A 12,842-nucleotide genomic window follows, 5' to 3' on the forward strand; every position below is an offset into this window, starting at 1 on the left:
TTCTTGCAACAAGGAGCGTGCAATGAACCTACCTGATCTGAACCTGCTACTGACCTTCGATTCGATGCTGCGCGAAGGCAGCGTCACCGGCGCCGCCGAGCGCATGAACCTGAGCATCCCGGCCATGAGCCGGCGCCTGTCGAACCTGCGCGAGGCCATGGGCGACCCGCTGTTCGTGCTTGCCGGACGCCGCCTTGTGCCCACCCCCCTGGCACTGGAATTGGCGCCTCAGGTGCACAACCTGCTCGAAGAGGCGCGCAATGTGCTGGGCACCAAACAGAAGCTCAACCTGGGCACGGTAAAGCGAGTATTCACCCTGCGCACCGAGGACGGCTTCACCGGTGCCTGGGCCCTGCGCCTGAGCCAACGGGTGGCGCAACAGGCCCCGCATGTGACCTTGAGTTTCATGTCCCAGGGCAACGAGGATGTCGCCGCCTTGCGCGACGGCCTGATCGACCTCGACATCGGCATCGCCGGCCCCCTGGGGCCCGAGGTCTACAAGCAGCGCCTGTACATCGACACCTTCGTCGGCGTGGTCAACAACCAACACCCCCTCGCGCGCCAGAGCAGCGTCAGCGCCGCGGACCTGGTGGCCTTCCCTCACCTGTCGGTGTCACGCCGCGGCCGCACCCGCGGGCCGCTGGACCTGGAGCTGGAAAAGGTCGGCCTGCAACGCAAGGTGCAGTTGGTGGTCCCGGGCTTTCAGGCGGCCATGCAACTGGCCAGTTCCTCGGACATGATTGCGGTGATCCCGCGACGCTTCGTCGAATGGTCGCTGCCGCTGCTGCCGCTGCACATTTTCCCGCTACCGCTGGAGACCCCCGGCGGCGAGTTCTGCCAGGCCTGGCACCCACGCGTGAACAACGACCAGGTACATCGTTGGTTGCGCCAACTGGTGCAGGAGTGCTCCTGCAGCTAAATCGGCTATTCTGCGATGGGCGCCAAATGCGAGCGCCCCGCAGCCACCCCCTCAGACAAAAAAACCGCCCACAGTAGCCAGCGACAAAAAGCGCCCACAACCCCTCCTCCAAGCAATCGTAGATTGCGTGTTTAGAAATTTACATACCGTCACACTTCTCTCTAAGTTGTCGTCCGTGCAAACCAGCATTAACCCCATAACAACGGCGCGCCGCCAATGGGCAACCAGTGCGCGTGGTTTTATTGATACCGGAGCAGACTAATGATGGATCGTAATGGCTTCTCTCTTGATCGTCGGGGCCTTCAAACCTCGCAGGAGTACCTGGCAAGCCTGAGGGATGGCAGGGAAGTCTGGATCAACGGCGAGCGGGTCGAGGATGTCACCGAACACCCTGCGTTTCGCAACGCGGCGCTGATGAATGCGCGCTTCTACGATGCGCTGCATGACCCCAAGCTGCGCGACAAACTCACCATTGAGATCGATGGTGCTCCCGGCCTGCGCTGCCACCGCTTCTTCCAGGCGCCGCGCACGGTCGAAGAACAGGTCGCCGCGCGCGATGCGATCGCCGAAACCGCACGCCTGAGCTATGGCTGGATGGGCCGCACCCCGGATTTCAAAGGCGCCTGGATCGGCACCTTCGGTCCTAACCGCGACCTCTATGGCGAGTACGCCGAGAACGCCACCCGCTGGTACAACTTCAGCCGTGAACGCCTGCCGTTCATCAACCATGCCGTGGTCAACCCGCCGGTGGACCGCAACCAGGACCCGAACACCTCCAACGTCTTCGTACGCGTCGACGAAGAAACCGCGGACGGTCTCTACATCAGCGGCGCCAAGGTGGTGGCCACCGGCGCGGCACTGACCCAGTACACCTTCGTTGCCCACTACAACGTCATGTACCAGGACAAGAAGTACTCGCCGATCTTCATGATCCCCACCGGTGCCAAGGGCGTGAAGCTGATCTGCCGGACCTCCTACGAGCAGGCGGCGAGCAAGAACGGCAGCCCGTTCGACTACCCGCTGTCGAGCCGCATGGACGAGAACGATTGCATCCTGATCTTCGACCGGGCCTTCGTGCCGTGGCAGGACGTGTTCATGTATGGCGTGGAGATGTCCAACAGCTTCATTCAGAAATCCGGCTTCTTCGGCCGCACCCTGATGCACGGCTGCACCCGCCTGGCGGTAAAGATGGACTTCATCTGCGGGCTGTTCCTCAAGGCCGTGGAAATCTGCGGTACCCGTGACTTCCAGGGCGTTCAGGGGGCAGTGGGCGAAGCCATCGCCTTGCGCCACATGCTCTGGGGACTGTCCGACTCCATGGCCTATCGCACCGAAAACTGGAACGAGGAATTCCTGCTGCCCAACCTGGAATCGGCACTGGCCTACCGCGCCACCGCTGGCGATGCCTACAGCCGGGTGATCAACCTGATCCGCAAGACCGTGGCCAGCGGCCTGATCTACCTGCCGTCCCACGCCAAGGACTTCCTCAACCCCGAGGTGCGACCGTTCCTGGACCAGTACGCCCGCGGCTCCAATGGCATCGACGCCGAAGAACGCGCCAAGACCCTCAAGCTGCTGTGGGACGCGATCGGCACCGAATTCGGTTCGCGCCACGAACTGTACGAGGTCAACTACTCCGGCAGCTACGAGAAGAGCCGCCTCGACACCCTGCACATCGCCAGCCATTCCGGGCGCACCGAGCAAATGCGCGCCCTGGCCGAACAGTGCATGGCCGAGTACGACCTCAATGGCTGGACCGCCCCGGACTTCAAAAAGGCCTACGCGGCACGTTGAGGCCGCCGCGTAACTGAACGTTCGTTGTCGTCGAGGGGCTGCCGCCCACAGGCCAATCCCGCCTGTGGATGCAGCCCCCTCACGCGTGCACCGCACGCTTGAGTGTATGCACACCTCCATGTGTGAATCCTTTCAGCGCTGCTGATGAATACACCTTAGAAGAACATTTCCAGCTTGTCGGCTGCGTTCTGTGCAAAAGTCCATTGCACGGTTGCAGGCGGTGCAACGTAGCGCCTGAACGCCGTCGCTCTCCCTCGCCGCACCCTACCCGCCCTATTGCCATCGACGCCCTGGCCGATAACCCCTCCAGGCCCGACTGCCGTGCAAATTGAACCTGATCGGCGACCTGGCCAGGACGGCTGCCTTGCGCCCGGATGGCGGGCACCGGGTAAAAACCATACAATTTTGCTGGCAGCATCAATAGGCTCATCGCTGATCAAGCAATAACAAACTCCTGTATTTTCTGTTTATACAAATAGAGCAGCAATCCATGCAAAAAATGATTGGTATTTATGGCGCAGGCGGTTTCGGCCGCGAAGTTTTACCCTTGGTTCGCGCGCAATACCCAGATGAGCAACTGTGCTTTATCGTTGACGAAGCAGAAGAACAACAAGCCAACGGCTGCCCGGTCTACACCTACCAAGAATACGTGGACCTGGCCCACACCGGGAAATCTGTAATCCTTGCCATTGGCAGCAGCACCGCCCGTGAAGCGCTCGAAGCCAAGTGCCGGCAAGACCACCTGGACATCGCGTCGGTAACAGCATCCAGCTCAATCATTTTAGATTCGGTCGAGCTGGGCGAAGGCGCAATACTCTGCCACTTCACCCACCTGACCTCCAATATAAAAATAGGCAAGCAATTCCACGCCAACATTTACAGTTATGTGGCGCATGATTGTGTCATCGGCGATTACGTCACCTTTGCCCCAAATGTTCATTGCAATGGCAATGTGCACATCGAAGATCATGCCTACATCGGCACAGGTGCGATCATCAAGCAGGGCACCTCAAGCAAACCGCTGGTTATTGGCAAAGGCGCTATTGTTGGCATGGGTGCCGTTGTGACCAAGAGCGTTGCCGCTGGGGTAACCGTAGTGGGCAATCCGGCCAAACCCTTGCTGAGAACCACCTGAGGCGGTTGATGGATGAGCCTCGCATGGGCAAGGGCGGGGTCACTGTCGCAGGTAGGCGAACATGTGCGGTACGTAATCGGCTTTCCCCAGCGGTACGCCGTTATGACGCAGAATGTTGTATGCCGTGACGAGATGAAAGTAGAACTGTGGCGTGACCCAATTCACTGCGTATTCGTTGCCTGTCATGTCGAACGTGATGCCATTGGCGAGCTCGATAGCGATCGGGCGCTGCGCGCCTGCCTCTACCTGGGCGCGATCCACAGTAGCCAGAGTCACCAGCGTGCGCTCGATCAATGCCTGCGCTGCCGCCATGTTTTCAGGCGTAGCGAGCGCTTCCAGAGGCTGTTGGGTAAGCCGCTGAACCGCCTCCAGCGCTTGAGTACACGCATACTGAACTTGCCGGGCTAGCGTGTGCATATCCGCTGCAAGCCTGGCTTCAAGCAAAATCTGCGGGTCGTAGCCGCGCTCGCCGGCGCAAGCCTCGCCTTTGGACAAAAGCGTTGATAAGGACCGCAACATCTGTGCAAAACAGGGGATGGTTACTGAGTAGACCGACATACCTCTTCCCTAAGTAGTCATTTTCAACGCAGGCTCAAGCGATCAACCTTTCTCACTGCCAGCCAGCGCGTTGAATCCTAGCAGAGGGCTGTGGCTCACGCGCCAGTAGTGGCTGGGTTCTGCATGAAATCCTTTGAAACCTCTGCCGCCGCACCTAAACGCTGAGATTCGTTAGAGTTCGCGCCCATCGAAGGCGATGGTCAAGCGGTACAAAATCCCTGATGCAGCCTGGGAGCTGCTTGCAGATCTCTTCGTGCAGCCCAGGCGCAGCGGACGCCCGAGAGCAGGTGACCGACTGATGCTCAACGGTGTGCTGTGGGTAATTTGCTCCGGTGCCGCATAGCGGGACATGCCCGAGCGTTTCGGGCTCTGGTCAACGGTCTAGCAGCTGTTTTAGTTGGCTTCATTTTAGTGAATACAAAATCAAAAAAGCGTCTATGCTATTTTGAGTGATCGGCTACCAAGTGACACCGTCAGGGAACGGTAGGCGATAGACTGGAAAGCGGATGATGGAGTTTTCCGCTGAACACAGCCAGATAAATTAGTAGTGAAATTGTGATGCAGCCTGTTACGAATTCGTGATACATGGTACTTACTAATAGTGATCGACTATGGCTATTAACGGCATCATCAAGGGCACCAGAGGTATATTGCGAGGCCTATGGGGATTTTTCACCGGGGTAGTGGTGTCGGTCATAGCTTTTGCAGCGAATTTTACGGATTTCAAACAGCCGGACGTGACAGTTGAAATTACGTCTGTCACTACCACTAGTTCTAAACCACTAGACCTGGCAAGAATCCCTGAACTATCTGATCTGGCCGTCGTTCTCGGTATAGATTCAAGTCGTAGTTTTTTCTTTATCAAGCAGGACAATGGAATTGCGGTAGAGGAAATCCAGCGTCAGATGCAAATTCGGAAATCGTCTTTCGCGGCAACGCTGGCCGAAATGGATAGAGTGGAGCGTCAGGTTAATTCGGCTGTCGATTCAGGAACCGACAAGGAAAATGTGTTGAGCAATGCAATAAGACGATATTCGGACATGGATTTCACGCCTTTCCCTGGGGAAGGGGATAAAACTCAGGAGTTGCTCGAAATATTTCGGAAAACGATGAAAGACAATAGGGAGAAGGTGGCTGAATCTATAGCGAGATTTGAGAAAGCCGAAAAGCAGTGGGCTGTATACCAAGACACGACTCTTCCTGACTTGGCGAGGCTTGAAGTTACTGCAGCAATTGGTAACAGAGGCTCTGGTGCGACATCCCTGAAGCCTCAAGGCTTATTGCGCGCAAATCTAGGAGACGGGAATTACTTAGACGTCACGATGAAATTGAGCGGTTATGAAAAGTCAGCAGACATGGCTGAACTTCAATCAAAAACATTTAAAGTGGTGCGCTTTCAATCCGAAGAATTGCAGTCAATGAACCCTGCAGATCGACAGCGATTCAAGACTTTTCTGGGCAACGTATCCCCCGCTACTATTTATGTCGCTGATGTTCGGGGTAAGGCATATTTTTCAAACTCAGTTCCTTTTTCTCCTGGGGTGTATGAGCAGAAGGTATATGATTCCCTGAAGCAATTTGCGACAGAGGTTTCACGTAAATAATATCTATAATAGTGCTGCATGGGTACGGCGCCCCTGATGCAGCCTGCGAATTGGTTGCTGATCGTTTTGGGAAGCATCTGCTGGTCTGTATTTCAAGCATTACAGTCACCTAAGCCGAAGGTAGTTCACACTCCCCCTCGCTCTCCACAAATAACCATACTAAATAATCACTTGACCGAGCCACTATCATTTAAGATAAATGGGTGCGAGTGTGTGCTGAAGAACTCTCACGCAACGATATGCTGGCATCCTCTCCTAGAGTACCTAGTACGCTGCATGAGCCTCTCGAACTGCGCCGACAAGAGGGCCAGGGATGCCCATTGTGATCAGTACCAGCACAGCGGTAGCGAAACGGTATCGGCAACGAAGGTGAACGGCAAATCCAGGAGCACAAGCGGACCAATAAACTGTGCGAGCTGATATTCAACCTCGAGCCCCTCATAGCAGTCATACGAACCGTGGGAAACTGCTGCAGTCCAGGCACAGCCACCCACTTGTGAGATGGCCAAAATCAACATGAGCTTCTGTAGCATGTAATGTCCTTATTACTTTTCCGTTGTCTGTCCTATAGACGCTATCGTGAAAAATTAGTCACCCACCTTGCCCCCCACTGCGCACCCAACGGCAACCAGCGATCCAGACTGCTCGGCTTGAGACAATCTCAAACATAGGGCAGTCTTTCAGAGACTCATGCCCAGAAAAGGATTTCTCAGATGCCATTTCCACCGAGGGAGCGAACCGCACTGCTCGCGCTCAAGGGCGTAGGCCCAACCGTTATTAGCCGCCTCGAGCAAATGGGTATTGAATCGCTGGCAGCGCTCGGCAAAGCGGACGTCAGTGACATCCTGGCTCACGCATCAGCCGCACTAGGCTCGACCTGCTGGAAGAACAGCCCTCAAGCCCGAGCAGCCATTACCGCCGCCGTTGACCTTGCGAGACGCACTCCAGAACACTCGCCCGCCGGTTAGCCTGGTTCGATCATCTGCGCAGGTGCCAACCAGCGCCTTTCCAATGGTGACCAGATAACGTTCAGACGGGGTTATCGACGGTAAAAAGGCAACGCATGGACCTGCAATTCAAGCGACTCAGTGAAATCAGCAGCGCCGATATCATCGATCTCAACAACAACCCCGGTGTCTTGCGCCACATGCCCTTGGGTTTCGCCCTGATGGAGAAGTCGAGGTCGGCGGCACACGCTTCGTTCGCTACCGGCTTCTTGCGAGCGCGCGCGCTTGATTCCAACGACGGTAACGGGTGATTTTCTGCGGCTGATTGCCTATGGATTTTCTCTCCCGTGGGGGCCCCGCCCCCGTGCAAACGGCCGTAGAATCTGCAGTTTCTGACAAAGGAATTATTCGATGTTCATTGGAAGACTCGCCGAATTGACTGGCTGCACACCGAAAGCCATCCGACTGTACGAACAGCTGGGCCTGATCAACGAGCCAGAACGTCAGGGCCGGTACCGCCTGTACAATGCCCATCACCTGGAAATGGTCCATCTCATCCGCAAGGCACAGACCGCCGGGTTCAAGCTGGCAGAGATGAGCCCCCTGATCGCGGCAAAAAACGCACTGAAAACCTTCCCGCTGGCGCTGGCCAACGACGCTGTCGACGCCAAGCGCCAACAGGTCAGTGAGCAGATCGCAACGTTACAGGCGCTGGACCGCCACCTGGTCGAACTCAAAGGCGAGATGAACGCGCTGTTCGGCCAGCAAACCCAGGTATGTCCTCGTACGGCTGGATCGCTCGCCTGCCAAGATAGCTGAACGCCGACCTCAGGCTATCGTCCGGGGACCGCGGGCTGAAGCCCAGTTCCCGGCGCGCCTTCGCGATGCTGTACTCCTGGCGCACATCATGGAACAGGCGTACCTGGCTCAGCAGCAGCTGAGCCGGCCTGCCGGTCAGGCTCGCTATCCGCTCCTGTACCCAGGCGACACACATCAGCAACCAGCGCGGTGCTCGCGGTGGCTGACGATACCCCGGCACCAGGGCATTGGCCGCCTCCAGCAGATCGGCCAGTGACGAGGAGCGCTCGTTCGCGAGGATGTAGCGCTGCCCTGCCCGGCCCTTTTGCGCCGCCAGAATCAAGCCCTGGGCGACGTCACGCACATCGACGAAATTGAAGTGAAACCCCGGGTCCAGTGGCATCTGATGTTGGCGCACGGATTCGAGAAAGTTCATGGTGTCGGTCAGTTGCGTCGCATTGGGCCCGATCATGGCCGAGGGCAAGACCGAGACCATCCACAGGTCCAGTTCCCGGGCAGTCTGCCAGGCCATTCGCTCGGCGAGGATCTTCGACTTGTAGTAAGCGTTTTCGGCCTCGTCGTTCCAGGTGTCCTCATCCAGCGGTTCACCATCATGCCCGATCGCGGCCACCGAGCTGACGTACACGACCCGTTTCACGCCCGAGCGAGACGCTGCCTGCAACGCATTGCGCGTACCCCGCACATTGGGTTCGACGATCTCGGCTTCTGGCCGCCTGGCCCAATGCCTGAAAACCGCAGCCACCTGGAACAGCACCTCGACCCCCGCCATGGCCTTGAGCAGGGACGGTTCATCCTGCAATTCAGCATAGACGAGCTCGCAATCCAGCCCGTCGAAGGGTTCGGTCCTTGTCGTATCGCGCACGCCGGCCCGCACACGGTAGCCCTGGTCGAGCAACGCCCTGACCAGAGTATTCCCCAGATGCCCATTGGCACCTGTCACCAGACACAACTTGCTCACTAAACCTCCTTGTGACGCAACCCTGCCGCATTCAATCGCCACAGCTTAAAGTCTGTCCCTAGGGGCATAGTCAAGCGCCTACTGGGACAGTAGTTCTAACTTCATGCCAAGAAACATTTTGATACATCTACAGTGCAACTTATTTATAAGAGATAATATGAGACGACCGTTCCAAGTAAAAATAAAAGCCATATAAAACAGGGCCTTGAGCATCTGCCCTTAAGGGCAGATGAATGCGGTTTTTCACTAAAACATTTCGAAACACACCGATTGAGTTAAGTCGGCGCCACTGATAGCATTTCGACACAACTCGATTCCCCCTCTCGCTGACTGACAATGCACGGACGCATCAATGGCTTGCCAACCTTATAAACACGTCGATCTTTAGCGCGTCACACGGACGTTCCTACGTCATCCAACAATAATTGCCACACCGCTAGTTTGCGCAGGGTTTCGCTGCGCGGCATCGGCGTGTGCAACATAAAAAGGCAACACTTCGTTCCAAGGCGTGCTTCATGTTAAAAGCATTAACTTTCGCTCTTTCAGCGTTGCCTGTAACTGTGCTCGCTGGAACGCTCGACATCGACTCAAAAATCTCTTACCAGACCGCCGAAAACCTGGCGATGAAAAAACTTTCAAAGTCAGAACTTCGCTTTTACAACGCCCTGTCTTATCAAACCGATAACGATGCCCGCTTTTTTCTTTCCACCCGACTGCGCTGGAACATGAGCGGCCAACTTGAACCGGGAGCACCCGATCAAACAGCACTTTCGCCAATCAGCGACGGCCGTGAAATCTACGACAACTACCCTTTTCAGTTCGAACTGCGCGAGGCCTACTTCAGAGATACGCTAGGCGAAGAAGGCACCCTGACACTTGGCAAGCAGCAAGTGGTGTGGGGTCAGGCGGACGGCGTCACGGTGCTGGACATCGTCAACCCGATGAATTACCGGGAGTTCATCCTGGAGGATCCGGAGGAGGCGCGGATTCCCCTGTGGATGGCCAATGTCGTGGTTCCTGTGGGCCCGTTCGACATGCAGGTCCTGTGGATTCCGGACCAGACCTACACTGACTTTCCGAACTACAACGAAGGCGAATTCGCCATTCGCTCGCGCCGTCTGATCCCCCAAGCGTCTGCTGGCCTGGCGATCCCGGTCAACCGGCGAAAGGCCGAACGTCCCGATCGGCCGTTCAAGGATTCCGACATCGGCCTGGCCCTGACAACCAGCGTCGAGTCATGGGACTTCTCGCTCAACTACATGTATCACTACAACGACGCGCCGTTCTTCGAAACACGCCTGGCCCTGGAGAACATGAGCCCGGTGATCGTTGTGCGCGAACGCTATGAGCGTACCCATACGTTCGGTGCAAGTGCCAGTACGTCGATCAATGACTTTGTCTTGCGCAGTGAACTGGCGCACGCCACCCACCGTTCGGTTATCGACTATGACCCGACCAGTGTCAATGGCCGATTTCGTACCAACGAGACCAGCTACGTAGTGGGCCTGGATTATTACGGGGTCACCGAAAGTGTTCTCAGCGCGCAGTTCTATCAAAGTATCCTCGGCGACCACAACGACGACTTGCCGCGCGATAAAGTCGACAACATCATGACCTTTCTCTACCGCAAGGACTTGATGCACCAACGTGACACGTTCGAAGCACAATGGCTGACCAACATAAATGATGGCGATGGCCTCGTTCGCCTGGAATATGCGTCAAAGTTTTCGAAAAGCTTCAAAGGCACGATTGGCCTGGACATCTTCCATGGCGACCCGAATGGCCTGTTCGGACAATTCCATGACAATGATCGCCTGCAGTTGAAACTCGACTATTTCTTCTAACACCGTTCTCACCTCCCCCTTAGTTTCGGCATCACTGCCTGCGAGCGCAAACATGCATACCATCAACGATACCTTCAAAGATGCGGTTATTCAGAACACAGCGGTGTGGACATTCTGCGACACTAATCGCGCTTACCCGATTGCCGAACTGGACAGCCTGGTCGATACCTGCGCCGCGAAACTGAGTGCTCTGAACCTTGCGCCGCAAAGTCGCGTGGGGCTGGTGTTGAACAACAGCATCGAATTGGTCACTTACCTCTTGGCCTGCTGGCGCCTGAACCTGGTGGCCGTGCCCCTGCGGACCAAGTCGGGCAAGTACCTGAACTACGCCGAGTTCCTTGCCGGTTGTAACCGTTCCTGCACATTCAGCCTGGTGTTGTGCGACGCCAGCATCAACGCCGAAGACATCGCCGCGTGGCGTTCGCAAACCGGCCTGGCCATCCATTCGGAGCCGGCTTTCGACCCACAACGCCCTGCTGGCCGGCCGACACCTGCCCAAGTGCAGCCGACCGATATGGCGATCATCCAGTTCTCGTCGGGCAGTACGGGCTTTCCCAAGGGCGTCATCGTCACCCACGAAATGATCATCAACCAGCTCAGGCATATCGAACGTGCTCACACCGCCAGCCGGGATGGCGTTGCGCTGCGCAATTGCGCCTCATGGACGCCGATCCATCATGACATGGGGCTGTTCACCGGGGTGCTGCTACCCATCTACAGTGCCTGCAACCACCTGCTAGCCACCCCGGATTACTTCATGCGCAACCCGGCGCGCTGGTTCAGGCAGTTGTCCGAGCACCAGGTGGACCTGAGCTTCATCACCAACTCGGCGCTGGTCGCAGCCCTGCGCACGGTCAAGCGCCTGTACGGCGATGAGCAGATCGATCTGTCGCGCCTGCACCTGTACATCTCGGCGGAAAAAATCAGCGCGCAGGTGCTGAAAAAGGTCAAGGAGCGTTTCTCGCCACTGAAGCTGTTGGCAGAGCATGTCCATTCAGCGTATGGCATGGCGGAAAACAGCCTGGGGGCAAGCTGCAGCAAACGCGCCGAGCTGAACATCCTTGCCGTGACGATCGGCGCCAATGGCGATGTTCAACTGACCAGCGCCGGCGCAGAAGGCAGCGTCGAGCTGGTTTCCTCAGGCTTCGCCAACCTGCATCACCGGATCACCGTGCGTGACGCTGACGACCAGCCGCTGCCGGAGCTCAAACTGGGTGAAATCAACATCGAGAGCGATTGCCTGACCCCCGGCTACCTGAACATGCCGCAAGCCACCCAGGCCAAGCTCGCCGGCGGCCGTTTGCGCACAGGCGACCTCGGCTTCTTCCACGAGCAGGAACTCTACTTCTACAGCCGCCTGGACGACCTGATCGTCATCGGTGGTCGCAACATCGTCCCCGACGATATCGAAGAGACCGTGGAGAACTTCGAGTTCGTCCGCGCCTCCGGTAGCGCGCTGTTGTCGATGGAAAACACCCAGAGCGGGTTGATGGAGCTGCACCTGGTGCTCGAAGGCGATGCGAACGACAGCACCGAGGCGCGCGCAGAGATGCAAAAAACCCTCACGCTGGCCGTGCTGGACACCCACGACACCCTGTTGAACCGGATCCATTTCTGCCCCCGCGGCAGTGTCGAGAAAACGTCGAGCGGGAAAAAGCGTCGTCGGGTGATTCGCCAACGCCTGCTCGACCAGCAGCTCGTTCCCTTCGCGGCCCAGGTGCCTGCGTCTTGATCGATCAACGGCTGCCCGCTACCGAGACTTCATTACCAACGCTCACACATGGATCAGTGACCCGATGAACACTTTCGCAATGGCCCCCTTGCCTGCCCTCTCAGCGCTTACCCAGACAACCGTCAGCGAGTGGATTTCCTACTGGTTGGCGGAGCGCGATTACGACGAATACCTGTCGATCTGTGCCGACACACCGTTTTCCGAGATGGGGTTGAGCTCCATCGATGCCGTTGAGCTCGCCACCGAGCTTTCGCACGCCTCGAAGGTTCCGCTGGACGCCACGATCGCCTGGCAGTACCCGACCCCGGCCACACTCGCCGGCTACATCGCCGACGCGGCAGCGTCCCGTCAGCCAGACGACGCCGTGCACACAGCGCCGCCCGCCGTTACCGATAATCCCGCGTTCCAGCACCTGGATGAACAGGCGATGGCCGACCTGCTTGAAAGCCTGCTCAGCCCCGCAGGCAAAGCACTCCAGGTCCGCTAGCAGCGCAATCACCGCCCGGTGTTTCCCGGGCTTTGCGGCTACAGC

Annotated in this window: 13 protein-coding genes and 1 pseudogene; 11 read left to right on the plus strand and 3 right to left on the minus strand. The window is 57.3% G+C overall.

Annotated elements, in window-relative coordinates; genetic code table 11:
• The first annotated feature begins 22 nt into the window (after window positions 1-22).
• The 3 genes from NLX68_RS17670 to NLX68_RS17680 all read left to right on the plus strand — a co-directional run bounded on the left by NLX68_RS17670 (window position 23) and on the right by NLX68_RS17680 (window position 3,848).
• On the plus strand, window positions 23-919 hold the full coding sequence (locus tag NLX68_RS17670) for a LysR family transcriptional regulator (RefSeq protein ID WP_254285041.1): 897 nt from the start codon (window positions 23-25) through the stop codon (window positions 917-919).
• 261 nt (window positions 920-1,180) lie between these two features.
• Window positions 1,181-2,713: a 4-hydroxyphenylacetate 3-hydroxylase family protein gene (locus NLX68_RS17675; protein WP_254285042.1), complete on the plus strand. Its 1,533-nt coding sequence runs from the start codon at window positions 1,181-1,183 to the stop codon at window positions 2,711-2,713.
• A 490-nt stretch (window positions 2,714-3,203) separates the two neighbouring features.
• The gene (locus tag NLX68_RS17680) at window positions 3,204-3,848 is read left to right on the plus strand and encodes an acetyltransferase (protein WP_254285043.1); all 645 of its coding nucleotides are present in this window, start codon (window positions 3,204-3,206) and stop codon (window positions 3,846-3,848) included.
• A gap of 39 nt (window positions 3,849-3,887) precedes the next feature.
• Here the strand turns inward: NLX68_RS17680 and NLX68_RS17685 are convergent, their stop codons facing one another.
• Window positions 3,888-4,406 (minus strand): DUF1993 family protein, encoded by a 519-nt coding sequence (locus NLX68_RS17685; protein WP_254285044.1) that lies wholly within the window; start codon window positions 4,404-4,406, stop codon window positions 3,888-3,890.
• Window positions 4,407-4,602: 196 nt separating this feature from the next.
• Between NLX68_RS17685 and NLX68_RS17690 the strand changes: the two are divergent.
• Window positions 4,603-4,746, plus strand: a pseudogene (locus NLX68_RS17690) (transposase); the annotation flags it as partial.
• A 271-nt stretch (window positions 4,747-5,017) separates the two neighbouring features.
• Complete coding sequence (locus NLX68_RS17695) at window positions 5,018-6,010, plus strand: hypothetical protein (protein WP_254285045.1); 993 nt, start codon at window positions 5,018-5,020, stop codon at window positions 6,008-6,010.
• Between the two features lie 326 nt (window positions 6,011-6,336).
• Here NLX68_RS17695 and NLX68_RS17700 read toward each other — a convergent pair whose 3' ends face one another.
• Entirely contained in the window at window positions 6,337-6,543 is a 207-nt protein-coding gene (locus NLX68_RS17700) for a YceK/YidQ family lipoprotein (RefSeq protein WP_010225486.1), read from the minus strand.
• Window positions 6,544-6,723: 180 nt separating this feature from the next.
• Here NLX68_RS17700 and NLX68_RS17705 point away from each other — a divergent pair, with 180 nt between their 5' ends.
• The 3 genes from NLX68_RS17705 to NLX68_RS17715 all read left to right on the plus strand — a co-directional run bounded on the left by NLX68_RS17705 (window position 6,724) and on the right by NLX68_RS17715 (window position 7,776).
• Window positions 6,724-6,978, plus strand: a complete 255-nt coding sequence (locus NLX68_RS17705) for a helix-hairpin-helix domain-containing protein (protein WP_254285046.1) — start codon at window positions 6,724-6,726, stop codon at window positions 6,976-6,978.
• A gap of 95 nt (window positions 6,979-7,073) precedes the next feature.
• Window positions 7,074-7,268, plus strand: a complete 195-nt coding sequence (locus NLX68_RS17710) for a hypothetical protein (protein WP_254285047.1) — start codon at window positions 7,074-7,076, stop codon at window positions 7,266-7,268.
• 100 nt (window positions 7,269-7,368) lie between these two features.
• Window positions 7,369-7,776 (plus strand): MerR family transcriptional regulator, encoded by a 408-nt coding sequence (locus tag NLX68_RS17715; RefSeq protein ID WP_254285048.1) that lies wholly within the window; start codon window positions 7,369-7,371, stop codon window positions 7,774-7,776.
• Here NLX68_RS17715 and NLX68_RS17720 read toward each other — a convergent pair.
• Window positions 7,691-8,734, minus strand: coding sequence for an NAD-dependent epimerase/dehydratase family protein (locus NLX68_RS17720; RefSeq protein WP_254285049.1), 1,044 nt, complete (start codon window positions 8,732-8,734; stop codon window positions 7,691-7,693). The two genes, NLX68_RS17715 and NLX68_RS17720, sit on opposite strands and share 86 nt — an antisense overlap.
• 515 nt (window positions 8,735-9,249) lie before the next feature.
• Here NLX68_RS17720 and NLX68_RS17725 point away from each other — a divergent pair.
• The 3 genes from NLX68_RS17725 to NLX68_RS17735 all read left to right on the plus strand — a co-directional run bounded on the left by NLX68_RS17725 (window position 9,250) and on the right by NLX68_RS17735 (window position 12,797).
• Window positions 9,250-10,578, plus strand: coding sequence for a DUF1302 family protein (locus NLX68_RS17725; protein WP_254285050.1), 1,329 nt, complete (start codon window positions 9,250-9,252; stop codon window positions 10,576-10,578).
• Window positions 10,579-10,630: 52 nt separating this feature from the next.
• Window positions 10,631-12,310: an AMP-binding protein gene (locus NLX68_RS17730; RefSeq protein WP_254285051.1), complete on the plus strand. Its 1,680-nt coding sequence runs from the start codon at window positions 10,631-10,633 to the stop codon at window positions 12,308-12,310.
• A gap of 64 nt (window positions 12,311-12,374) precedes the next feature.
• Window positions 12,375-12,797, plus strand: coding sequence for an acyl carrier protein (locus NLX68_RS17735; RefSeq protein ID WP_254285052.1), 423 nt, complete (start codon window positions 12,375-12,377; stop codon window positions 12,795-12,797).
• Window positions 12,798-12,842: the final 45 nt, after the last annotated feature.

This window comes from Pseudomonas sp. SBB6 (assembly GCF_024213215.1).
GTDB lineage: Bacteria > Pseudomonadota > Gammaproteobacteria > Pseudomonadales > Pseudomonadaceae > Aquipseudomonas > Aquipseudomonas donghuensis.